19 protein-coding genes are annotated in these 22,257 nt (G+C 66.9%); 13 read left to right on the top strand and 6 right to left on the bottom strand.

Annotation, left to right across the window (positions count from 1 at the left end; translation table 11 throughout):
- Window positions 1-104 precede the first annotated feature (104 nt).
- The 4 genes from recA to H7V21_RS01995 all read left to right on the top strand — a co-directional run bounded on the left by recA (window position 105) and on the right by H7V21_RS01995 (window position 4,601).
- The gene (gene recA, locus H7V21_RS02010; RefSeq protein WP_188054975.1) at window positions 105-1,190 is read left to right on the top strand and encodes a recombinase RecA; all 1,086 of its coding nucleotides are present in this window, start codon (window positions 105-107) and stop codon (window positions 1,188-1,190) included.
- A 174-nt stretch (window positions 1,191-1,364) separates the two neighbouring features.
- Window positions 1,365-2,006, top strand: coding sequence for a glutathione S-transferase family protein (locus tag H7V21_RS02005; protein WP_188054974.1), 642 nt, complete (start codon window positions 1,365-1,367; stop codon window positions 2,004-2,006).
- 28 nt (window positions 2,007-2,034) lie between these two features.
- A complete protein-coding gene (locus H7V21_RS02000) occupies window positions 2,035-3,354 on the top strand; it encodes a dicarboxylate/amino acid:cation symporter (protein ID WP_188054973.1) in 1,320 nt (439 codons plus the stop codon).
- Window positions 3,354-4,601: a M24 family metallopeptidase gene (locus H7V21_RS01995; protein WP_410482679.1), complete on the top strand. Its 1,248-nt coding sequence runs from the start codon at window positions 3,354-3,356 to the stop codon at window positions 4,599-4,601. The genes H7V21_RS02000 and H7V21_RS01995 overlap by 1 nt, the downstream gene beginning before the upstream one ends.
- Window positions 4,602-4,619: 18 nt before the next feature.
- On the opposite strand, the gene H7V21_RS01990 is transcribed toward H7V21_RS01995, so the two are convergent.
- The 5 genes from H7V21_RS01990 to H7V21_RS01970 all read right to left on the bottom strand — a co-directional run bounded on the left by H7V21_RS01990 (window position 4,620) and on the right by H7V21_RS01970 (window position 13,604).
- Window positions 4,620-6,608 carry a BCCT family transporter gene (locus H7V21_RS01990; protein ID WP_262503961.1) on the bottom strand — a complete coding sequence of 663 codons (1,989 nt, stop codon included), beginning with the start codon at window positions 6,606-6,608 and terminating at the stop codon, window positions 4,620-4,622.
- A gap of 230 nt (window positions 6,609-6,838) precedes the next feature.
- The gene (locus H7V21_RS01985) at window positions 6,839-8,461 is read right to left on the bottom strand and encodes an acyl-CoA dehydrogenase family protein (protein ID WP_188054971.1); all 1,623 of its coding nucleotides are present in this window, start codon (window positions 8,459-8,461) and stop codon (window positions 6,839-6,841) included.
- Between the two features lie 15 nt (window positions 8,462-8,476).
- Window positions 8,477-10,258, bottom strand: a complete 1,782-nt coding sequence (locus tag H7V21_RS01980) for a cation:proton antiporter (RefSeq protein WP_188054970.1) — start codon at window positions 10,256-10,258, stop codon at window positions 8,477-8,479.
- Between the two features lie 238 nt (window positions 10,259-10,496).
- Window positions 10,497-11,717 carry an NADP-dependent isocitrate dehydrogenase gene (locus tag H7V21_RS01975; protein ID WP_188054969.1) on the bottom strand — a complete coding sequence of 407 codons (1,221 nt, stop codon included), beginning with the start codon at window positions 11,715-11,717 and terminating at the stop codon, window positions 10,497-10,499.
- Between the two features lie 99 nt (window positions 11,718-11,816).
- The gene (locus tag H7V21_RS01970; RefSeq protein WP_188054968.1) at window positions 11,817-13,604 is read right to left on the bottom strand and encodes a methyl-accepting chemotaxis protein; all 1,788 of its coding nucleotides are present in this window, start codon (window positions 13,602-13,604) and stop codon (window positions 11,817-11,819) included.
- 179 nt (window positions 13,605-13,783) lie between these two features.
- Here H7V21_RS01970 and H7V21_RS01965 point away from each other — a divergent pair, with 179 nt between their 5' ends.
- Window positions 13,784-14,506 (top strand): phosphatidylserine decarboxylase, encoded by a 723-nt coding sequence (locus H7V21_RS01965; RefSeq protein ID WP_188054967.1) that lies wholly within the window; start codon window positions 13,784-13,786, stop codon window positions 14,504-14,506.
- A 3-nt stretch (window positions 14,507-14,509) separates the two neighbouring features.
- Here the strand turns inward: H7V21_RS01965 and H7V21_RS01960 are convergent, their stop codons facing one another.
- Window positions 14,510-14,731 (bottom strand): hypothetical protein, encoded by a 222-nt coding sequence (locus H7V21_RS01960; protein ID WP_188054966.1) that lies wholly within the window; start codon window positions 14,729-14,731, stop codon window positions 14,510-14,512.
- 255 nt (window positions 14,732-14,986) lie between these two features.
- On the opposite strand from H7V21_RS01960, the gene rpsB reads away from it, so the two are divergent.
- The 8 genes from rpsB to H7V21_RS01920 all read left to right on the top strand — a co-directional run bounded on the left by rpsB (window position 14,987) and on the right by H7V21_RS01920 (window position 22,201).
- Complete coding sequence (gene rpsB / locus H7V21_RS01955; protein WP_188054965.1) at window positions 14,987-15,847, top strand: 30S ribosomal protein S2; 861 nt, start codon at window positions 14,987-14,989, stop codon at window positions 15,845-15,847.
- An 83-nt stretch (window positions 15,848-15,930) separates the two neighbouring features.
- The gene (gene tsf, locus H7V21_RS01950; protein ID WP_188054964.1) at window positions 15,931-16,860 is read left to right on the top strand and encodes a translation elongation factor Ts; all 930 of its coding nucleotides are present in this window, start codon (window positions 15,931-15,933) and stop codon (window positions 16,858-16,860) included.
- Between the two features lie 181 nt (window positions 16,861-17,041).
- A complete protein-coding gene (pyrH, locus tag H7V21_RS01945; protein WP_188054963.1) occupies window positions 17,042-17,779 on the top strand; it encodes a UMP kinase in 738 nt (245 codons plus the stop codon).
- Window positions 17,780-17,791: 12 nt separating this feature from the next.
- Entirely contained in the window at window positions 17,792-18,349 is a 558-nt protein-coding gene (gene frr / locus H7V21_RS01940) for a ribosome recycling factor (RefSeq protein ID WP_188054962.1), read from the top strand.
- 63 nt (window positions 18,350-18,412) lie between these two features.
- Entirely contained in the window at window positions 18,413-19,144 is a 732-nt protein-coding gene (locus H7V21_RS01935) for an isoprenyl transferase (protein ID WP_188054961.1), read from the top strand.
- A gap of 62 nt (window positions 19,145-19,206) precedes the next feature.
- Complete coding sequence (locus H7V21_RS01930) at window positions 19,207-19,917, top strand: phosphatidate cytidylyltransferase (RefSeq protein ID WP_316715488.1); 711 nt, start codon at window positions 19,207-19,209, stop codon at window positions 19,915-19,917.
- Window positions 19,914-21,071, top strand: a complete 1,158-nt coding sequence (gene dxr, locus H7V21_RS01925) for a 1-deoxy-D-xylulose-5-phosphate reductoisomerase (protein WP_188054959.1) — start codon at window positions 19,914-19,916, stop codon at window positions 21,069-21,071. The genes H7V21_RS01930 and dxr overlap by 4 nt, the downstream gene beginning before the upstream one ends.
- On the top strand, window positions 21,068-22,201 hold the full coding sequence (locus H7V21_RS01920) for a M50 family metallopeptidase (RefSeq protein ID WP_188054958.1): 1,134 nt from the start codon (window positions 21,068-21,070) through the stop codon (window positions 22,199-22,201). Before dxr ends, H7V21_RS01920 begins: the two co-directional genes overlap by 4 nt.
- Window positions 22,202-22,257: the final 56 nt, after the last annotated feature.

Below are 22,257 nucleotides of genomic sequence, written 5' to 3'. Positions count from 1 at the left end.
GGGAGTGGCGAAAAGTTCCGCTCTTGTTCCGTTGGAACATTTGGTGTACGCCACCATTCACGTTGAATGCGTGACGGCAATCCTCTAGCGGCGAGGGCTTCGAAATGGCGGCATCTCTCAAGGTGATCGACGGCAAGATGGCAGCATCCACGGACAAGGCGGCGGGCGACCGCCAGAAGGCGCTCGACGCGGCGCTCGCCCAGATCGACCGCGCGTTCGGCAAGGGCAGCGCGATGAAGCTCGGCCAGAAGGAGGCGATGCAGGTCGAGGCGATCTCGACCGGCTCGCTCGGGCTCGACATCGCGCTCGGCGTCGGCGGCCTGCCGCGCGGCCGCGTGATCGAAGTCTATGGGCCGGAAAGCTCGGGCAAGACCACGCTCGCGCTCCACGTCATCGCCGAGGCGCAGCGGATGGGCGGCACCGCCGCCTTCGTCGACGCCGAGCATGCGCTCGATCCGGTCTATGCCCGCAAGCTGGGCGTCGACATCGACGAGCTGATCGTCTCGCAGCCCGATACCGGCGAGCAGGCGCTCGAGATCACCGACACGCTCGTCCGCTCGAACGCGATCGACGTGCTGGTGGTCGATTCGGTCGCCGCGCTCGTCCCGCGTGCCGAGATCGAAGGCGAGATGGGCGACAGCCATGTCGGCCTGCAGGCGCGGCTGATGTCGCAGTCGCTGCGCAAGCTCACCGGCTCGATCAGCCGATCGCGCTGCATGGTGATCTTCATCAACCAGCTGCGCATGAAGATCGGCGTGATGTACGGCAACCCCGAGACGACGACGGGCGGCAACGCGCTCAAATTCTACGCCTCGGTCCGTCTCGACATCCGCCGTACCGGCCAGATCAAGGATCGCGACGACATCGTCGGCAATTCGACGCGCGTGAAGGTGGTGAAGAACAAGGTCGCCCCGCCGTTCAAGCAGGTCGAATTCGACATCATGTACGGCGAGGGCATTTCCAAGATCGGCGAGATCCTCGATCTGGGCGTGAAGGCCGGGCTGGTCGAGAAGGCGGGCGCCTGGTTCAGCTACGACAGTGTCCGCATCGGCCAGGGACGCGAGAACGCCAAGACCTTCCTCAAGGAAAATCCCGAGATCTGTCAGCGGCTCGAGGCCGCGATCCGCGGCCGCACCGAGCAGGTCGCCGAGGAGATGATGACCGGCCCCGACGCCGAGGACGATCTCTGATCGCGTAGAAGACGCCGCCGTCGCCCGCCCTCGGCGGCGCGGCGCGACGGCGATGGGAGCCTCTCCCGTCGAAGGACCCGGCGCACTCCCTGCGCCGGGTCTTTTCGCGTCCGGTCGACGCGGCGGCCGTTTCGTGCTCAAGCAGGCGCGCTATCGCCGATCAGGAGAGCCCGGATGACCATTCGCGTCCACCATCTCGAAAATTCGCGTTCGCAGCGCGTGCTCTGGATGCTCGAGGAGCTCGAGCTTCCCTATGAAGTCGTCCGCTACGCGCGCGACCCCAGGGCGATGCTGGCCCCGCCCGAGCTGCGCAAGGTCCATCCGCTGGGCAAGTCGCCGGTGATCGAAGACACCAGCACTGCCGCGGGTCCGCGCGTGGTCGCCGAAACCGGCGCGATCGTCGAATATCTGGTCGAGAAGGCCGACGGCCGCCTCGGCCCGCCCTCGCACCGCGAGTCGGTCCTGCGCTATCGCCAGTTCCTCCATTATGCCGAAGGCTCGCTGATGCCGCCGCTGCTGCTCAAGCTGGTGCTCGGCCGCATCCCGCTCTTCGGCAGGAGCGCGCAGAAGCGCATCCAGCCGATGATCGACGTCCATCTCGACTGGATCGAAGCCGAGCTCGCCGGCCGCCCCTGGTTCGCCGGCGAGGAATTCACCGCCGCTGACGTGATGATGAGCTTCCCGCTCGAAGCGGCGGTCGCGCGCGCCGGCGCCGCGGAGGGCCGCCCGCACATCGCCCGCTGGCTCGAGACGATCCACGCCCGCCCGGCCTATCGCTCGGCTCTCGCCAAGGGCGGCCCCTATGCCTATGCGTGACGCGAACGACATAACCGGGGGGACTGGAATGGAAGCGACGCCGCCGCGCGAGGATCAGCGCGAGAGCAGGTTGCAATGGTGGATGCTGGGCGGCTTCGCGCTCGGGCTGGCGCTCGGCCTGATCGTCCATTTCTACGCCGCGGGTGCCGATTGGGTGGCGTTCGTCACCACCTATGTCACCGGCCCGATCGGCCAGCTGTTCCTGCGGCTGTTGTTCATGCTGGTCATTCCGCTGCTCTTCTCGGCGCTCGTCGTCGGCATCGCGGAGATGGGCGAGGTCCGCTCGCTCCGCCGCGTCGGCCTGCGCACGCTGCTGCTCACCGTCGTCGTCTCCTCGGTCGCCGTCCTCATCAGCATCGGCTGGGTCAACTGGCTGCGTCCGGGCGACGGCACCGATCTCGCCGTCGTCCAGGCGATGCTCGACGAAGCCGGGGCAGGCGCCAGCGCGATTCTCGAGCGCACCGGCTCGACACCCACCGGCATGGACGCGCTGCTCTCGATCGTCCCGTCGAACGTGATCGCCGCGATGACCGCGAACGACATTCTCGCGGTGATGTTCTTCGCGCTGTTCTTCGGCATCGGCATCCTCATCGCCGGCAACCGGCCCGAGGTGCAGGTGCTCCAGCGCGGGATCGAGGGCATTTTCACCGTCGCGATGAAGCTGATCGGTATCGTCATCAAGATGGCGCCGCTCGCGGTCTTCTGCTTCATGTTCAATCTGGCGGCACTGTTCGGCTGGGAACTGATCGCCCGGCTTTCGGCCTATGTCGGCGTGGTGCTGCTCGCGCTCGGCACGCAGATGTTCGTCGTCTTCCCGCTGCTGCTGGTGCTGATCGCGCGCAAGAGCCCGATCGCCTTCTTCCGCCAGACCTCGGAAGCCAGCGTGATGGCCTTCTCCACCGCCTCGTCGAACGCCACGCTGCCTACGGCGCTGCGCGTCGCCGACATGGAGCTCAAGCTGCCGCGCAAGGTCGCCCGCTTCGTGCTCACTGTCGGCGCCACCGCCAACCAGAACGGCACGGCGATGTTCGAGGGCGTCACCGTCCTGTTCCTCGCCCAGTTCTTCGGCGTCGAGCTCGATTTCCTGCAGCAGCTCACGGTCATGCTGATCTGCATCCTCGGCGGCATCGGCACGGCGGGCGTTCCTGCCGGCTCGCTGCCGGTGGTCGCGCTGATCCTCGGCATGGTCGGCGTCCCGCCCGAAGGGATCGGCCTCGTGCTCGGCGTCGATCGCTTCCTCGACATGTGCCGGACCACGCTCAACGTGGTGGGCGATCTGGTTCTCGCCACGGTGGTGTCGCGCGGCGAACAGGATGGCCCTGAAGCGGCCGAGCCGGTGGTCGCATGATGCGCCTGTCGCGCCGTGCGATGCTGGCGGCAGCCTCCGCCGCGCCGCTGCTCGCCCCGCGCTTCGCCTGGGCGATGCAGGATGCCGCCGAGCTGACCGACATCACCGGCGGCGTGCAGCCGATCGGCCCCGACGAGCGGCGCGCGCGGATCGCCCGTGCCCAGGCGCTGATGCGGCGGCACGGCATCGGATCGGTGCTGATCGAGCCCGGCGCCAGCATGATCTACTTCACCGGCGTGCGCTGGTGGCGCAGCGAACGACTCACTGCGGTCGTGCTCCCGGTCGAAGGCGATCCGCTGATCGTCACGCCCTTCTTCGAGGAGCCGTCGGTGCGCGAATCGCTCGGCATCGATGCCGAGGTCCGCGTCTGGCAGGAACATGAGGATCCTCTCGCGGTCGTCGCCGGCTGGCTGCGCGAGAAGCGGTTGGCGGACCGGCCGGTCGGAATCGAGGAGACGGTGCGCCACTTCGCGGTCGATGGGCTCGCCCGCGCGCTTCCGGGTGCCGAAATCGTGTCCGGCAATCCGGTCGTCCGCGGCTGCCGCATGCTCAAGTCGCCGCACGAGATCGCGCTGATGCAGGCCGCTACCGACGTTACTGTCGCCGCCTATCGCTGGACCTGGCCGCGGATCGAGGCGGGGATGAGCCCGCGCGACATCGGCGCGCTGATGAGCGCGGCCACCGCCCGGCTCGGCGGCAGCGTCGAATTCAACCTGATCCTGCTCGGCGAGGCTTCGGCCTATCCGCACGGGTCGGGCCAGCCGCAGCAGGTCCGCCCCGGCGAAGTCGTCCTCATGGACTGCGGCTGTTCGGTGCACGACTATGAGTCGGATGTCTCGCGCAGCTTCGTGTTCGGCGATCCGAGCGTCGAGCAGCGCCGGGTCTGGAACCATGTCCGCCAGGGCCAGCAGATCGCGTTCGATGCGGCTCGGATCGGTCGCCCCGCCGGCGCCGTCGACGATGCCGTGCGCGCCCATTACCAAAGCCTCGGCTATGGCTCGGACTATGCGCTGCCCGGCCTCTCGCACCGCACCGGTCACGGCATCGGGCTCGAGGGGCACGAGCCGGTGAACTTCGTGCGCGGCGAGACGACTCCGCTCGCGCCCGGGATGTGCTTCTCGAACGAACCCGGCCTCTATCTGCCCGGTCGCTTCGGCATCCGGCTCGAGGATTGCCTCTACATGACCGAAGCCGGCCCGCGCTGGTTTAGCGAGCCGCCGCCGTCGATCGAACGGCCGTTCGGCTGACCGGCCGCGCGCTGCCCGCTATTCCATCCGCCGGGTGTGGCGGAACCGGGCATAGCGGTTGAGCAGATCGTTGATGATCTGGTCGCCGCTGAATCCGGTCACGTCGTGCGGCTGGTCGCCTTCGGAAGAGGACGCCATGGCCCGGAAATGGCGCCGCTCGCCCGCCTCGGCCTTGCGGCTTTCGGCCCAGGCGAAGCTCGGCGAGCGAAAGCCCCGCGCGCGCACGGTGTAGCGGAATGCGCCGCGCTCGCCGTGCGGCACGGTCACGTCGATATGCTCGCCGTCCCCGGTGAAGTTCGGCTCCAGCCCCGCCGCCCGCAGCTCGGCCGCCACGGCGTCGAGCGCCGGCCGCACCGTGCCCGTCAGGAAATCCGCGATGTCGCTCTTGTCGTTGTGGCTGGTGATGCTCGCCAGCCGCTGCTGCCAGCTCAGATGCGGTCCGGGTGGGGTTTCCTCGGCCACGCCCATGTCGATCGAGCTCGCCTTGCCTTCCATCTGGAGCGCGCGCAGCAGGCCGTAGGCGATAAACACCATCACCACTGCGAAGGGCAGGGCGCTCGCGATCGCCGCCGTCTGCAGCGCCTGTAGCCCGCCCGCGAGCAGCAGCACCGCCGCGACGCCGCCGGCCGTCACGGCCCAGAACACCCGCTGCCACACCGGCGGATTCTCCGCTGCGCCCGACGTGATGATGTCGATCACCAGCGCGCCCGAATCGGCCGATGTCACGAAGAAGGTGATGACCAGCAGCGTGGCGATCCCCGACGTGATCGTCGCGAGCGGCAGCGCGCTCAGCGTCTCGAACAGCGCGATCGGCAGATTGTCCGCCACCGTCGCCGCGATCGGCGCGGCGCCTGAAAGGTCGAGCCCGATCGCCGTGTTGCCGAACACGGTCATCCACAGGAAGGTGAAGGCGACCGGCACCAGCAGCACGCCCATCACGAATTCGCGGATCGTTCGCCCGCGCGAGATGCGGGCAATGAACATCCCGACGAACGGCGACCAGGCGATCCACCAGCCCCAGTAGAACAGCGTCCAGTCGCCCAGCCAGGGATTGGGCTCATAGGCGTACATGCGGAAGGTCCGCTGCACGACCGCGCCCAGATAGGTGCCGATGTTCTGGACGAACGCCTGGAGCAGGAACACCGTCGATCCGGCGAACAGCACGAAGGCGAGCAGCGCCACCGCCAGCACGATGTTCAGCTCGGAAAGGCGCTTCACGCCCTTGTCGAGCCCCATGACGACCGAAAGCGTGGCCATGCCGGTGATCGCCGCGATCAGGATCAGCTGGACCGAGGTGGAGGTCGGCAGGCCGAACAGATAGCCGAAGCCCGCGTTCACCTGGAGCACGCCGAGGCCGAGCGACGTCGCGACGCCGAACATCGTGCCGAGCACCGCGAAGATATCGATCGCATGGCCGATCGGGCCGTGGATGCGCTTGCCGATCAGCGGATAGAGGGCCGAGCGGATCGCCAGCGGAAGCCCGCGGCGGAAGGCGAAATAGGCGAGTGCCAGCCCGACGACGATATAGATCGCCCAGGCGTGCAGCCCCCAATGGAAGAAAGTGAGCATCATCGCCTGCCGCGCGGCATCGAGCGTGCGGCCTTCTCCCACCGGCGGCGTGGCATAATGCTGCACCGGCTCGGCGACGCCGAAGAAGATGAGGCCGATGCCCATCCCTGCGCTGAACAGCATCGCGAACCAGCTGAGATAACTATAGTCCGGCTCGCTCTCGTCCGGGCCCAGCTTCACGTCGCCGAAGCGGCTCAGCATCAGATAGAGGACGAAGACGAGGAACCCCGCCACGACGAGGATGTAGAACCAGCCGAAATCCTCGACGATCAGCGCCTGAATCCGGCCGAACAGCACGCCCGCCTGTTCGGCGAACAGCGCCCCGCCCAGCGCGAAGGCGAGGATCAGTGCCGCCGAGATGAAGAACACCGGCGGATTGACCTGCATGCGGCGTCCGCTGCCGGCGGGCGCGGCTTCCTCGAGGATGGCGTCCTCCATCGTGCGATCTGCTCCTCTTCTGCGGGTCCGTGGGGAACGTGGCCGGGCGGGGCTTTGTTGCGGCGTGCGGAAATGGCTGTCCTACACGCCGACGATCTGCCAGCCTCGGCAGGCTCTTTGACACGGTCGATCCCCGCTTGCGGCTCCGCGCAACTTAAGATCGCGGCGGCGCAAGATTCGCAAAGGATCGGCGGGAAAACCGCGAAGCGAAGCGCCGCCGACGCCGCGACTCACTGCCGCGCGACGATCGCCTGCGTGTCGCATCCGCTCGGCAGCGTGCCGAAGCTGCGGCCGCCGCCGCCCGCGATGCGCGTCGCGACGAACGCATCGGCTATCGCCGCCGGCGCGTGCCGGATCAGCAGCGACGCCTGGAGCAGCAGCGCCAGCCGCTCGGCGACGAAGCGGGCCTCCGCCTCGGCGGGCGCGCCTTCGCCCAGTCGCTCGGCGAGCGCGACGACTTCGCGGTCGAACCGCGCATCGCCGCCGCTTGCCGCCGCCAGCTCGGTGCGGAACGCCTCGAGTGCCGCCGGTTCCTTCGCCAGCGTGCGCAGGATGTCGAGCGCAATGACGTTGCCCGATCCTTCCCAGATCGCGTTGAGCGGCGCCTCGCGATAATAGCGGGGCAGGGGCGTCTCCTCGACGTACCCCGCGCCGCCCAGGCATTCCATGCACTCGTAGACGAAATTGGCGCAGCGCTTGGTCAGCCAGTATTTGGCGACCGCTACGCCCAGCCGGGCGAACGCCGGCTCGTCGTCGAACGCGCGGGCGACCCGCATCACCAGCAGCACCGCCGCCTCATATTCGGTTGCGAGATCGGCGATCACCGCGGTCATCGCCGGCTGGTCGATCAGCGTCTTCTGGAACGCGCGCCGGTGGCGGACGTGGTGCACCGCTTCGGCCAGCGCGCGCCGCATGATGCCCAGCGTTCCGGCGACCGTGCCCAGCCGGGTGTGGTGGACCATGTCGATGATCGTCCGCACGCCGCGGCCTTCCTCGCCGAGCAGTTCGGCATGGGCGCCGTGATATTCGATCTCGGACGAGGCGTTGGATTTGTTGCCCAGCTTGTCCTTCAGCCGCATCACATGGATCGCGTTGCGGCTGCCGTCGGGTGCGATCCGCGGCACCAGGAAGCAGCTCAGCCCCGCGTCGGTGTAGGCAAGCGTCAGGAAGCCGTCGCTCATCGGCGCCGAGCAGAACCACTTGTGGCCGGTCAGCCGCCAGCCGCGCCCGTCGCGCTCGGCACGCGTCGTGTTCGCCCGCACGTCGCTGCCGCCCTGCTTCTCGGTCATCGCCATGCCCAGCGTGATGCCGCGCTTGCCCGGAATCGGCACCAGCGGCGCGTCATATTCGCCGCCGATCAGCGCGGCGAGCCAGGGCCCGGCGGTCTCGGCGTCGGTGCGCAGCGCGGGCACCGCGGCATAGGTCATGTTGATCGGGCACATCACGCCCGCTTCGGCCTGCGTGAACAGCGCCAGCATCGCGGCATGGGCGACATGCCCGCCCGGTCCCTCGCGCCGCCAGGCGATGTCGTGGATGTCATGCTCCATCGCCAGCGTCATCAGCTCGTGATAGGCGGGGTGGAAGCGAACCTCGTCGATCTGCCGGCCATAGCGGTCGAACCGGATCAGTTCGGGCAGGTGCCGGTTGGCGAGCTCGCCCAGTTCGAGCACATGCTCGGACCCCACTGCGGCGCCAAGTGCGGCGAGCGGCGCCTCCAGCCAGGCGCCGCCTTCGCGTAGCGCCGCCTCGCGCAGTGCAGCGTCGGTGGCGAAGAAGTTGCGGCCGCCGAATTCGGGCGGCTGGTTGGTGACCTCATGCGTCTGCAACGCGGTCCGCGGGGCATAGCGTGCCATCGAATTCCTCTCCGCTCAGGCCTCTGCCTCGATGTCGCGTTTGCGCGAGTTGCGCAGCCGCGGCTCGCGTTCGAGTCCCGCGGCTTCCTTGATCGATTTGCGCATCTCGTCGCGCTTGTCGTGGATCGATGCGATCACTGGCCCCACGGCAATTCCGAGGTCGACCAGCAGCGCCTCGGAAAGCTGCAGCGAACTTTCCAGCGTCTCGGGCACTGCATCGGTGGCGCCGGCCTTGTAGAGTTCCGCTGCATGGCTCGAATCCCGGGCGCGGGCGATGATCGGCAAATGCGGCACCCAGTTGCGGACGCGCCGAGTGAGGTGCACCGTCAGCACGGGATCGTCCATCGTCAGCACCAGCGCGGTCGCACGGCCGAGATTGAGCCGATCGACGAACTCGGATCGCGTGACGTTTCCGAACAGCGCCGGATAGCCTTCGCGCCGCGCGGTGCTCACTGTGTCGATGTCGGCATCGACCGCGACATAGCGCTGGCCGTGGCGTGCGAGCATGTCGGCTACCGTGCGCCCCACGCGCCCGAAACCGATCACGACCGTGCCCGGCCCTTCCGGAGCGATCGCGGCTTCCGGCTCGGCTGCCTGTGCGCGGCCCTCGATCAGTCGGGAGACTGCCTTGCCGGCGCTGGCGAGCAGCGGCGTGACCGTGAGGCCGATCGCCGTCACCGTGGTCCAGAAGGCTGCGGTGGAAGGAAGGATCAGCCCCGCGCCCGCCGCTACGCCGAGCACGATCAGCGTGGTCTCCGACGGGCTGGCCATCAGCACGCCGGTTTCGACGGCTACGCCGGTGCGGGCCCCGTTGAGCTTGAGCAGCCCGACTGTGACGGCGACCTTGATCGCCATCACTCCCAGAATCGCCATCAGCAGCTCGGTCCAATTCGCCGCCACCAGCCGAAGATCCAGCTGCATGCCCACGGTGATCAGAAACACGCCCAGCGCAAGGCCGATGAACGGGACGGTAATCGCCTCGACTTCGCTGCGATACTCGGTTTCGGCGATCAGCAGTCCCGCGATCAGTGCGCCGACAATCGGCGAGAGGCCTGACGCCGTGGTGGCGAGGCTCGCCACGATGACGACGAGCAGGCTCGCCGCCAGAAACAGTTCCGGGCTCTTGGTGCGCGCCGCCTGGGCGAAGAGCTTGGGTAAGACGAAGCGGCCGCCGACATACAGCACTGCGATGGTCAGCAGCCCCCAGCCGGCGACGCTTGCAAGCCCCACCCAGCCGGTCTCGGTGGCGGTGGGGGCCATCGCGCCGAGCATGAAGATGATCGGCACGAGCGCGACATCCTCGAACAGCAGCATCGAAAATGCCGCACGGCCGACCGGTGAGGCGGTGCCGGTCATCGGCAGGACCAGCGCGGTGGAGGAGAGCGCGAGCGCGAGACCAAGCCCGATTGCGCCGCCCCATGCCTGACCGATGAGATGCAGCCCCACTCCGATGAGGATGCCTGCTCCCAGCAACTCCGCCGCGCCGACGCCGAACACCAGCGTCCGCAACATCCAGAGCCGTTTGAACGACAGCTCCAGGCCGATCGAGAACAGCAGCAGGATGATGCCGAACTCGGCATAGGGTTCGATCGCGTGCGGATCGGAAATGGTGATGTGGTAGAGCCAGGGATATTCGTCGACGAGCGATCCGAGACCCGCCGGGCCGGCGAGGATCCCGACCAGAATGAAGCCTATCACGGGGCTGATCCGGAACCGCGCGAACGCCGGGATCACAAGCCCGGCCGCGCCCAGGATCACGAGCGCATCGCTGAAACCGCTGTTGTCGACGTTGAGCATCTGCGTATCTAAGCGGTTGCGCCGCCGCTTGTCATGCAGAGTTGCCGAATTGGACGCCGATGTCGCGATTGCGAGCGGCGAAACGGCAGATCCTGCCGGACCGGGAGCCGGCCAGGTTGCTGACCGGAAACGTCGACCGGCTCGATCGGAGCTTGGTCCGGCTCGGCAGCGCGGGCACCGCTCCGACCATATTCATTCGCCGGAGGCGTCGCGGGGAAGCGGCGCCTCCGGCTGAAGACTAGCCCTGCTTCGCCATCGTACGCTCCAGATTTTCGCGAATGGCTTCGAAGAACTGCTCGGTGGTCATCCACGGCTGATCGGGACCGATCAGGATCGCGAGATCCTTGGTCATCTGGCCTCCCTCGACCGTCTCGACGCAGACCCGCTCGAGCGTCTCGGCGAATTTGGTCACTTCGGGAGTACCGTCGAACTTGCCGCGATACTTCAGCCCGCCGGTCCAGGCGAAGATCGACGCGATCGGGTTGGTCGAAGTCGCTTTGCCCTGCTGGTGCTGACGATAGTGGCGCGTGACCGTGCCGTGCGCCGCCTCGGCCTCGACCGTCTTGCCGTCGGGAGTCATCAGCACCGAAGTCATCAGGCCGAGCGAGCCGAAGCCCTGCGCGACCGTATCCGACTGCACGTCGCCGTCATAGTTCTTGCAGGCCCAGACGAACTCGCCGTGCCACTTGAGCGCGGAGGCGACCATGTCGTCGATCAGGCGGTGCTGATACTCGATGCCCAATTCTTTGAACTTCGCCTCGAACTCTTCCTCGAAAACCTGCTGGAAGATGTCCTTGAAGCGGCCGTCATAGGCCTTCATGATCGTGTTCTTCGTCGACAGATAGACGGGCCACTTGCGGTCCAGGCCGTAGTTCAGGCTGGCGCGCGCGAAATCGCGGATCGAATCGTCAAGATTGTACATCGCCATCGCGACGCCGGCGCTCGGGAACTGGAACACTTCCTCGTCGATCACGGTGCCGTCGTCGCCTTCGAACACCAGGCGCAGCTTGCCGGGGCCGGGGACGCGATAGTCGGTCGCCTTGTACTGGTCGCCGAAGGCATGGCGGCCCACGACGATCGGCTTGGTCCAGCCCGGAACGAGGCGGGGGACGTTCTTCATCACGATCGGCTCGCGGAAGACGACGCCGCCCAGGATATTGCGGATCGTGCCGTTCGGCGACTTCCACATCTTCTTGAGATCGAATTCCTCGACCCGCTGCTCGTCCGGCGTGATCGTGGCGCACTTCACGCCGACGCCGTACTTCTGGATCGCCTTGGCCGCCTCGACCGTGATCCTGTCGTCGGTCTCGTCGCGCTTCTGGATCGACAGGTCGTAATATTCGAGGTCGATGTCGAGATACGGCTGGATCAGGCGCTCGCGGATCCACTGCCAGATGATCCGAGTCATCTCGTCGCCGTCGATCTCCACGACGGGAGTCTTCACCTGAATCTTAGCCATCAATGTCTCGCTCGTCCTAGGGGGAAGTTTGCCGGAGCGTCTAGGACCAAGCCGACGGCGGATCAACCGGGCACGCGCCGACGATCGACCCGCCCGTGGTTAGGCCGCGACGGCGAGTGTCTGCGGGGCCCGGCGCGCAGAGCCGTGCGGCGGCGCCCCCAGGCCTGGAGCCGTCACCCGGAAGCGTGCCGCAGTCTCGACCAGCGACGCGATCTCGCCCGAGAGGCTGCGGGTCGCCGCCGCAGATTCCTCGACCATTGCGGCATTCTGCTGCGTCGCGCGGTCCATCGAGAGCATCGCGCCGCTGATTTCGCCGACTGCCGAGGCTTGCGCGTGGTTGTCGCCCGCGATTCCGCTCACCAGCGCCTGGACGTCCTCGACGCTAGTGTGGATTGTGTCGAGCGCACCATTGACCTGATCGACTGCGGATACGGCGGACTCGATGTCGCCGCGCGTGGTGGAAAGCTGACTGCGGGCGCGTCCGGCTTCTTCCTCCGCGCGCATCGCGAGGGCCGAAACCAGATCGGCAACCACCGCGAAGCCGCGGCCCGCCTCGCCGGCACGGCCAGCTTCCACCGCCGCGTTCATGGCGAGCACCCGCGTCTGGAAGGCGATCTTGTCGAGCCCGTCGATGACTCCGTCGATGCTGGTGGCGCTATCGGCGACGCGCACCATCGCGGCGACCGCCTGGTCCACCACGGCGCGCCCGTCGGCGACGACCGTCGTCGCCTCGCCGGCGCTTCCCGACGTGCGCTGCGCAGCGCCGGCGGTGGCTTCCGCCCGCGCCTTCATCTGCGTGATGGCGGCCGAGCTTTGCTCGATGCTTGCGGCGTTCGCCTCGGTCCGTTTGGCGAGGCTTTCGGTCGCCGTCGCGATTTCATCGGCGCTGCCCCGGATCGCGGCGGCGCTGGTCATCACCGCCCCGACGAGTTCCCGCAGCGATGCGAGCGCGTCGTTGAAGCTGGTCCTGACGCCCGAATAGGTTGGGGGGAAGGCAGGGCCGATATCGGCGGCGAGATCGCCCTCCGCCACGCGCCCGAGCTGAACCGCGAGGGTTTCGACCACCAGCCTCTGCTCGGCTTCCGCACGCGCGCGCTCGGAATCGGCAGCGGCCTTGGCAACGGCCGTATCGCGAAAAACGAGCACGGCACTGGCCATTGCGCCGATCTCGTCGCCGCGATGCGTGCCGGGCACCGTCACGTCATTGTTCCCGGCGGCAAGGTCGCGCATCGTGCCGGTCATCTCGACGATCGGACGGCTGAGCATCTGGCGCAACAGGAACCACGATGCGCCGATGATGATCACCAGCAGGACGCCGCTCACCACTACTGCAATCTCTTCATGCACGCTGGCGACACCGATTTCGTGGAGGCTCGCCTGCACGGCCTCGTATTTGGCTACACGGATCGCCTCCACTCCTCCGATCAGTTCGGCAACTTCGCCTTCGCCGCCAGTGGCGGCAAGCCGCTGCACCTGCGCCGCAACCTCGGGGGAGAGCCCCGCCATGACCTGATCCGCGTGGGCATGCTGCCACTGTTCGGCACGCTCGACCGCATCGGCGAGCGCCGCCTTTTCGGCCGGATCCTCGAGAAGCGACTGAAGCTCGCCGGCCGCGCGCCGAAAATGGTCGAGGCTCGCGCGGAACGCCGCCAGATCGGCGGGATCGCCGCTAACCGCATGGCCACGCAGATTGGTGACGGCGAGCAGCAGTGCATTCTCCGCCTCGGCGGACAGCGCCTGCTCGTGATCGATCCGGTCGTTGGTCCGGGTCAGCGCCGCGACATGCGCCGAAGTGGCGAAGACATAGATGCACATTGCCGCAGCGGTCGCGAGGACCAGCGCGAAGGCAAGGGCGAGCTTGTGGGAAATCGACACACGATTGAGCATAAACCGCTCCTTCGCGACACCGCCCCGCGCGGAGCCGCACCTTCCCAATATAGCGCAACGAGGACGGTGCGAACGCAGCAAGCACTTGTTTTATCGCATGGGTTTAAGCCGTCTGCGGCTCGGGGCGGGGGCCCCGGGGAAGGTTTGTGTTGCACCTGCGACACAGCTATAGCTGCAACATGCCAGCGAACGAGACGTCATCCGCCGCGACTGTGAAGTGGCGGATACCCGACATTCACCCGGAAGGTCGCAAATATGTGCTGATTGCCGGCGTCGCCGCGTTCCTCGCGTGGCTGCTGTTGGACTTCATGACCTGGCCGCTGATCATTCTAACGGCTTTGGTCGCTGCGTTCTTCCGCGATCCGGTGCGTGTCACGCCGCAGGGGGAGGGACTGATCATTTCGCCTGCCGACGGGCTGGTGACAATGATCGAGCGCCTGCCTCCGCCTGCCGAGCTCACCGGCCCGCAGGGACTGGGCGACGCTCCGCTCACGCGCGTATCGATCTTCATGAGCATCTTCGACGTGCATCTCAACCGCACGCCGGTCGGGGGCAGTGTGCGCCAGGTCGTCTATGTCTCCGGCCGTTTCCTCAATCCCGATCTCGACAAGGCGAGCGAGGAGAATGAACGGCAGCATATTGTCGTCGAGGATCGTGACGGGCTGCGGATCGGCTTCACGCAGATCGCCGGCTTCGTCTCGCGGCGGATTACCAGCTTCGTAAAGCCTGGCGACATGGTGGTGCGCGGCCAGCGTGTGGGGCTGATCCGCTTCGGTAGCCGCGTCGACGTCTATTTGCCTGACGATTATGGCTGCCAGGTTGCGCTCGGTCAGCGCACGATTGCGGGCGAGACCGTGCTCGCCCGTAGGGGAGCGGGCTCCGTTACCGGGGTGGCGCAATAGCGGTCATGCCGCGACCGAGATGCCGCGCGCCGACACCGTCTGCACGCGCACGACCGGGCCACGACCCGCTCCGCGCGGCCGCGGTGGGAGTTCGGCGCCGACCACCGGCCCGTAGCGCAGCAGGAACAGCGCGCGCGGCGCGCGCGGCAAGACCGTGGATATGATGGTCCATAGCGAAGCGAGCAATACGCCTGAGAACAGCAGCGAAGTGAGCAGCGACATCATCGAACATCTCCCCTTTGTGGCAGTATCGAAGCGGAAGCCGTTCCGCCTGATCCGCAGTGGAACGACCGTCAATCCCGTTACGACCACGGTATGTTCCGTGTGTGTTCCGGTGTCAACGCTTGTATTTCGTCCGCGTCTCGGCTAAGGGCCCGCGCTCAACCCGCATGGGAAGCACATAACCCGGTGCTCCGCCGGTGCCTGAACGCACCCGGAGTCATCGCTTCCCAGAGGATCAACCGGAAGGAGACTATCCCTATGGCGGCTCCCGTCGTCACCATGCAGCAGCTGCTCGAATCGGGCGCGCACTTCGGTCACCAGACCCACCGCTGGAATCCGAAGATGAAGCCGTACATCTTCGGCGATCGCAATGGCGTCCACATCATCGATCTGTCGCAGACCGTGCCGCTGTTCGCGCGCGCGCTCGACTTCATCAACGCCAGCGTCGCCTCGGGCGGCAAGGTGCTGTTCGTCGGCACCAAGCGCCAGGCGCAGGAGCCGATCGCCGAGGCCGCGCGCCGCTCGGGCCAGCATTTCGTCAACCATCGCTGGCTGGGCGGCATGCTCACCAACTGGAAGACGATCAGCCAGTCGATCCGCCGCCTGAAGAACCTCGAGGAACAGCTGGGCGGCGACACGCACGGCCTGACCAAGAAGGAAATCCTCAACCTCACCCGCGAGCGCGACAAGCTCGAGCTGAGCCTTGGCGGCATCCGCGACATGGGTGGCATTCCCGACATCATGTTCGTGATCGACGCGAACAAGGAAGAGCTGGCGATCAAGGAAGCCAACACGCTCGGCATCCCGGTCGTCGCGATCCTCGATTCGAACGTGTCGCCCGACGGCATCGCCTTCCCCGTTCCGGCGAACGACGACGCCAGCCGGGCGATCCGTCTGTACTGCGAGGCCGTCTCGATCGCCGCCACCCGCGGCGGCCAGGATGCGATGGTGAGCAGCGGCCGTGATTTCGGCGCTATGGAGGAGCCGCCGGTCGAGGCTGCGGTTGCCGACACCGGCACCGAGAGCGGTGAGCCGGCGCCGGCGGCTGAACCCGAGCAGCCCGCCGCGGCGACCGAGCCCGAGACCGCAGCCGAGGGCGAGCGCCAGCTCGACGCCTGAGCCTCGTCATCGAACCGTAATCGGGGCGGGGCAGGGCCAGGCGCACTGCTCCGCCCGTCTTTTTTAGCATCGAGGAAAGAAACATGGCCGAGATCACCGCATCCGCCGTCAAGGAACTGCGCGAGCGCTCCGGCGCCGGCATGATGGACTGCAAGAAGGCGCTGAACGAGACCGGCGGCGACATGGAAGCCGCCGTCGACTGGCTGCGCACCAAGGGCCTTGCCGCTGCTGCCAAGAAGTCGAGCCGCACGGCGGCCGAGGGTCTGGTGGGCGTGGCGGTTGCCGGTACCAAGGGCGCGGCGGTCGAAGTCAACTCCGAGACCGACTTCGTCGCGAAGAACGATCGCTTCCAGGATTTCGTCCGTGAAGTGACGCAGATCGCGCTCGAGGCTGGCGACGACATCGACGCGATCAAGGCGGCGAGCATGCCGTCGGGCACCACCGTCGAGGAAACGCTGACCAACAACATCGCGACCATCGGGGAAAACCAGTCGATCCGTCGCGCCAAGCGCCTCGAAGTGTCGAAGGGCGCGGTGATCCCCTACGTCCACAACGCCGCCTCGCCGGGCCTCGGCAAGATCGGCGTGCTGGTCGCACTGGAGAGCGATGCGGGCGTCGATGTGCTCGAGCCGCTGGGCAAGCAGATCGCGATGCACATCGCCGCAGCCTTCCCGCTGGCGCTCAATGCCGAGGATCTCGATCAGGACGTGATCGCGCGCGAACGCGCAGTCGCGACCGAGAAGGCACAGGAAAGCGGCAAGCCCGCCGAGATCGTCGCGAAGATGGTCGACGGCGCCGTGGCGAAGTTTGCCAAGGAAAACGCGCTCATGAGCCAGCTGTTCGTCATGGACAACAAAACGCCGATTTCGGACGTGGTGGCCAAGGCTGGCAAGGATGCCGGCACGACGATCACGCTGAAGGACTATGTCCGCTTTCAGCTCGGCGAAGGCATCGAGAAGGAAGAGAGCGACTTCGCCGCCGAAGTCGCCGCGACGGCGGGCATCAAGAAGTAAGCGTCGCCTGAACGTCACGATCAAGGGGCGCGGTCACCCGTGGTGGCCGCGCCCTTTTTGTGTACGGCTCCTGTGCGGCTCGCGCCCGCGAGCAGCCGCAGCCTTCTCCGCTTGGCATCCCCAGCGCGCGCCTCTAAGGTCCGCGCCGCCGCGCATGCCGCTCCCTTGATATTTGGATTCCATGACACTTCCCCGTCTCAATCGCGTTCTGCTGAAGCTTTCCGGCGAGGTCCTGATGGGGCCGGGGCAGTTCGGGATCGATCCGGCGACCTGCGAGCGCGTGGCGCTCGAGGTGAAGGAGGCGAAGGACAGCGGGCTGGAAATCTGCCTGGTCGTCGGCGGTGGCAACATCTTCCGCGGGCTGGCGGGCGCGGCCCAGGGCTTCGATCGCGCCAGCGCCGACTATATGGGCATGCTGGCGACGGTGATGAACGCGCTGGCCATGCAGAACGCGCTCGAGAAGGTCGGCGTCCAGACGCGGGTGCAGTCGGCGATTCCGATGGCAAGCGTCTGCGAACCCTACATCCGGCGGCGCGCGCAGCGGCATATGGAGAAGGGCCGGGTGGTCCTGTTCGCTGCGGGCACCGGGCTGCCGTTCTTCACGACGGACACGACCGCGGCGCTGCGGGCGGCGGAAATGGGCTGTGACGCCTTGCTCAAGGGAACCAGCGTCGATGGCGTGTACGATGCCGACCCGAAGAAGGTCGCCAACGCCCGGCGGTACGATACGCTCAGCTTCAATCGCGTCCTGGCAGACAATCTGAAGGTGATGGACGCCAGCGCCGTTGCGCTGTGTCGCGACAACAATATTCCGATCGTGGTGTTCAATATCCGCGAATCGGGGAATCTGGCAGCAGTGTTGCGCGGCGAAGGCCGCTCCACCGTGGTCCGGAACGAAACCGAACCGACGAACGCATAAGAGGAAACCGGAATGGCCGCTTACGACAAGGCCGATCTCGAACGCCGCATGAATGGCGCCGTCGAGAGCCTGAAGAGTGATCTCGCGGGGCTTCGCACCGGCCGCGCTTCCACGTCGCTGCTCGATCCCGTGACGGTCGAGGTCTATGGTGCGCAGATGCCGCTCAATCAGGTCGCGACCGTTTCGGCTCCCGAGCCGCGGATGCTCTCGGTTCAGGTGTGGGACAAGACGAACGTCGGGCCGGTCGAGAAGGCGATCCGCTCGGCCGGGCTCGGGCTCAATCCGATCAACGATGGTCAGACGCTCCGGCTGCCGATTCCCGATCTTACCGAGGATCGCCGCAAGGAACTCGCGAAGCTCGCCGGGCAATATGCCGAGAAGGCGCGCATCGCCGTCCGCAACGTTCGCCGCGACGGCATGGACAGCCTGAAGACCGACGAGAAGAAGGGCGAAATCAGCGAGGACGAGCAGAAGCGGCTCGAGGCCGAAGTCCAGAAGCTGACCGACGCGACGGTGGCGGACATCGACAGCGTCACCGCTGCGAAGGAAAAGGAAATCCTGGGCAAGTGATGCCTGGGCACGTGCCTTGGGTCGATGGCGGCGGCACACCCGCGGACGCGGAGGCCTAACGCCATGGCTGCCCGCGCCGCTCCGGCCGCAGAGCCCGGCATCGTCCCGCGCCACGTCGCCATCATCATGGATGGCAACGGGCGCTGGGCAAAGGCTCGATTCCTGCCGCGAATCGCTGGACATCGCCAAGGCGTGGAGGCAGTGCGACGCGTCTCGCGGGCGGCGCGCGCCGCCGGCATCGAAGTCCTCACCCTCTACGCCTTTTCTTCCGAGAACTGGCGGCGGCCGGAGGAGGAGATCAGCGACTTGATGGGGCTGCTGCGCCACTTTCTTTCGAGCGAACTCGACGATCTGGTGGCGGAGGGCGTTCGCCTGCGGGTGATCGGCGACTATCACAGGCTGGCGCCCGATCTGGTCCGGATGATCGATCAGGCGATCGCGCGCACCGCCGCGCATGCCGGTCCGACGCTGGTGATCGCGCTGAACTATGGTTCGCAGGCGGAAATCGCGTCGGCTGCACGCCAGCTTGCCGAGCAGGTCGCGGCCGGCACGCTCGCCCCTGCCGATATCGATGAGGATCGCTTCGCGGCCGCTCTCGCGACACAGGATCTGCCGCCGCTCGACCTTGTGATCCGGACGTCGGGCGAACAGCGCCTGTCGAACTTCCTGCTATGGCAGGCCGCCTATGCCGAGCTGCTGTTCATCGACACGCTGTGGCCGGATTTCGACGAGGCGGCGCTGAACGACGCGCTGCGCCAATATGGCCGGCGGCAGCGCCGTTTCGGAGGCCTGTGACAACGCCGACTTCGGAACTGGCGGTTCGCGCAACGGTCGCGTTCGCGCTCATTGGGCTCGGCGTGGCTGCTTTGCTGGCCGGGGGCTTCGGTTTCTGGCTCGTGACTGCGATCGTCGGCGTGCTGATGATGGGCGAATGGGCGGCGCTGACCGGCGCCGGCCAGCGGCAGAAGCGGCTCGCGCAATATGCCCTTTCGGTTCCGCTCGCCATCTTGTGCCCGCTGGCGGCGGGCCCCGGCTTCTTCGCGATCGGCTTGCTCGTCGGTGCTGCATTCTTCATCGCCGCGGTGACGCGGAATCCTCGGCTTGCCGGCGGCGCGCTCTATATCGGATTGCCGATCCTCGCGCTGCTGTTGCTGCGCGCGCAGCCAGACGGGCTGTTGCTCACCTTCTGGGCGATGGGTCTGGTATCCGCATGCGACACGGGCGCACTGTTCGCGGGGCGCAGCCTGCGGGGTCCATTGCTCGCGCCAGCGATCAGCCCCGCCAAGACCTGGTCTGGACTGATCGGGGGAACGGTTGCCGCGACGGTCTTCGCCGCACTGCTCATGCCGCTGGGCCTGCCGCTTCGTCTGGTGCTGGTGACTGCATTGCTCGCGCTGCTTGCGCAGGCCGGCGATCTTTTCGAAAGCAGCCTCAAGCGCCGCGCCGGCGTGAAGGATTCCGGAACGATCCTGCCCGGCCACGGCGGGCTGCTCGATCGGCTCGACGGTCTCGTGCCGGTAGCACCGGCAGCCGTGTTACTCGTACTCTTGCCCGCCTGGATCTCATGAAGCGGATCACCATCCTGGGCGCGACGGGCTCGATCGGAAGCTCCACTCTCGATCTGGTCGAGCGCGCGCCCGAACAGTTCGAAGTGCTCGCACTCACTGCCAACCGCGACGTGGCGAGGCTCGCCGCGGCCGCGATCCGGACCAATGCGAAACGCGCCGTCGTCGCCGACGCGAGCTGCCTCGGCGCGTTGCGCGACGCGCTCGCAGGAACCGGCATCGACTCGCAGGGCGGTGCGGAAGCCGTATGCGACGCAGCCCGGATGGGCGCCGATTGGACGATGGCCGCGATCGTCGGGACCGCAGGCTTGCGCCCGACGATGGCGGCGATGGAAGCGGGAGGAATCATCGCGCTCGCCAACAAGGAGGCACTGGTCTCGGCCGGCGACGTGATGATGGCCGCGGCACGCGCATCGACGGTGACGCTGCTGCCGGTCGATTCCGAGCATAATGCAGTGTTCCAATGCTTCGATTCCGCCGCCGCGCATCGCGTTCGCCGGATCGTCCTGACGGCGAGCGGCGGCCCCTTTCGCGAAACGCCGCTGGAAGCGATGCGCACCATCACGCCCGAGCAGGCGGTGGCGCATCCCAACTGGAGCATGGGCGCGAAAATCTCGGTCGACTCCGCGACGATGATGAACAAGGGGCTCGAACTGATCGAGGCGTTCCATCTGTTTCCGGTGCGCGCCGATCAACTTGACGTCCTCGTTCATCGCCAGTCGGTCGTGCATTCGATGGTCGAATATGTCGACGGTTCGGTGCTGGCGCAGATGGGCACTCCCGATATGCGGACGCCCATCGCCTATGCGCTCGCCTGGCCCGATCGCATGGCCACGCCGTGCGAGCCTCTCGATCTCGCGCGGATCGGTCGGCTCGATTTCGAGGCGCCCGATCCGGTTCGCTTTCCGGCGCTGCGGCTCGCGCGTGGCGCGCTCGAGGCAGGCGGAGCGCGCCCGGCGATCCTCAATGCCGCCAACGAGGTCGCTGTCGAGGCTTTCCTGCGCCGGCGGATCGGCTTTCTTGAAATTGCCGCAATCGTTGCCGATACGCTGGAGTGCTATGACCCGGCCGCTCCGGAAACGCTCGACGCCGTACTGGCAATCGACGCCGAGGCGCGGCGCGTTGCCGGCGAGCGTGTGAAGGACTGCGTCGCTTGATCGAATCCCCCGGTATCCTCTTCACGGTCCTTGCTTTCGCGCTCGTGATCGGGCCGCTCGTCTTTCTCCACGAACTCGGCCATTATCTCGCGGGCCGTCGCTTCGGTGTGAAGGCCGAGGTGTTCTCGGTCGGCTTCGGCCGTGAGGTCGCAGGCTATACGGACCGGCACGGCACGCGGTGGAAGTTCGGGTGGTTGCCGCTTGGCGGGTATGTCCGCTTCGCCGGCGACATGAATCCGGCAAGCCAGCCCAGCCAGGAATGGCTCCAGCTTCCGCCCGAGGAGCGGGCGCGGACGTTCCAGGCGAAGAAGCTCTGGCAGCGTGCGATCATCGTCGCCGCTGGGCCCGTGGCAAACTTCCTGGTGGCAATCCTGATCCTCGCTGCGTTCGCGCTGGCGTTCGGCCAGAACCGCACGCCGACGGTCGTGGGCAGCGTCGTGCCGGGCAGCCCCGCTGCCGAAGCCGGTCTGCGGCAAGGCGACCAGATCCTCGCGATCGGCGGCCGACCGGTCGAGACGTTCAGCGAAATGGCGCAATATACTCAGCTTCGGCCGGGCGAGCGTGTCTCGGTCGCCTATCAGCGCGGCAGCCAGCAATTGTCGGGCGAGGCTGTGCTCGCGACGCGCCTGGAGCGGGATCGGTTCGGCAACGAGTTCCGCATCGGGCAGCTCGGCGTCGGGCCGGGGGAACCCGTTCATGAGCCGGTCGGCGTGCTGGAGGCTCCGATCGTCGGAGTCACGATGACTGCCGACATCGTCCGTACGATGGTCGACGGGCTCGGGCAGATCATCACCGGTCGCCGATCGGTGGAAGAGCTCGGCGGGCCGCTCCGCATGGCCCAGATTTCGGGGCAGCGGCTGGTTCTGGGACCGACCGAGTTCGTGTTCCTGATCGCGCTGATTTCAATTAATCTGGGATTCATCAACCTGTTGCCAGTTCCGATGCTCGATGGCGGTCATTTGTTCTTCTATGCAGTCGAGGCAGTGCGCCGGCGCCCGGTCGATCCGCAGGTGATGGAATGGGCGTTTCGCGGCGGGCTCGCTGCAATCTTCGCGCTGATGCTGCTGGTCACGCTCAATGACCTGGGCGCGTTCGGAGTCTGGAAGAATCTGGCCGGCTTGATCGGCTGACGAAGGTGGGGCAGGGCGGTTCGGGTGCAGGCAGGGCAGCCGGGCCATGACGATTT

It is taken from the genome of Sphingosinithalassobacter sp. CS137 (assembly GCF_014334115.1).
In the GTDB taxonomy this organism is placed as follows: Bacteria; Pseudomonadota; Alphaproteobacteria; order Sphingomonadales; family Sphingomonadaceae; genus Sphingomonas.
The sequence above is the reverse complement of the archived record's forward strand: the minus strand, read 5'-3'. Positions and strand labels throughout refer to the sequence as shown.

Coding starts and splice junctions, on each gene's coding strand:
- recA (WP_188054975.1), top strand. CDS start 105: ATGGCGGCATCTCTCAAGGTGATCGACGGCAAGATGGCAGCATCCACG.
- H7V21_RS02005 (WP_188054974.1), top strand. CDS start 1,365: ATGACCATTCGCGTCCACCATCTCGAAAATTCGCGTTCGCAGCGCGTG.
- H7V21_RS02000 (WP_188054973.1), top strand. CDS start 2,035: ATGGAAGCGACGCCGCCGCGCGAGGATCAGCGCGAGAGCAGGTTGCAA.
- H7V21_RS01995 (WP_410482679.1), top strand. CDS start 3,354: ATGCGCCTGTCGCGCCGTGCGATGCTGGCGGCAGCCTCCGCCGCGCCG.
- H7V21_RS01990 (WP_262503961.1), bottom strand. CDS start 6,608: ATGGAGGACGCCATCCTCGAGGAAGCCGCGCCCGCCGGCAGCGGACGC.
- H7V21_RS01985 (WP_188054971.1), bottom strand. CDS start 8,461: ATGGCACGCTATGCCCCGCGGACCGCGTTGCAGACGCATGAGGTCACC.
- H7V21_RS01980 (WP_188054970.1), bottom strand. CDS start 10,258: ATGCTCAACGTCGACAACAGCGGTTTCAGCGATGCGCTCGTGATCCTG.
- H7V21_RS01975 (WP_188054969.1), bottom strand. CDS start 11,717: ATGGCTAAGATTCAGGTGAAGACTCCCGTCGTGGAGATCGACGGCGAC.
- H7V21_RS01970 (WP_188054968.1), bottom strand. CDS start 13,604: ATGCTCAATCGTGTGTCGATTTCCCACAAGCTCGCCCTTGCCTTCGCG.
- H7V21_RS01965 (WP_188054967.1), top strand. CDS start 13,784: ATGCCAGCGAACGAGACGTCATCCGCCGCGACTGTGAAGTGGCGGATA.
- H7V21_RS01960 (WP_188054966.1), bottom strand. CDS start 14,731: ATGATGTCGCTGCTCACTTCGCTGCTGTTCTCAGGCGTATTGCTCGCT.
- rpsB (WP_188054965.1), top strand. CDS start 14,987: ATGGCGGCTCCCGTCGTCACCATGCAGCAGCTGCTCGAATCGGGCGCG.
- tsf (WP_188054964.1), top strand. CDS start 15,931: ATGGCCGAGATCACCGCATCCGCCGTCAAGGAACTGCGCGAGCGCTCC.
- pyrH (WP_188054963.1), top strand. CDS start 17,042: ATGACACTTCCCCGTCTCAATCGCGTTCTGCTGAAGCTTTCCGGCGAG.
- frr (WP_188054962.1), top strand. CDS start 17,792: ATGGCCGCTTACGACAAGGCCGATCTCGAACGCCGCATGAATGGCGCC.
- H7V21_RS01935 (WP_188054961.1), top strand. CDS start 18,413: ATGGCTGCCCGCGCCGCTCCGGCCGCAGAGCCCGGCATCGTCCCGCGC.
- dxr (WP_188054959.1), top strand. CDS start 19,914: ATGAAGCGGATCACCATCCTGGGCGCGACGGGCTCGATCGGAAGCTCC.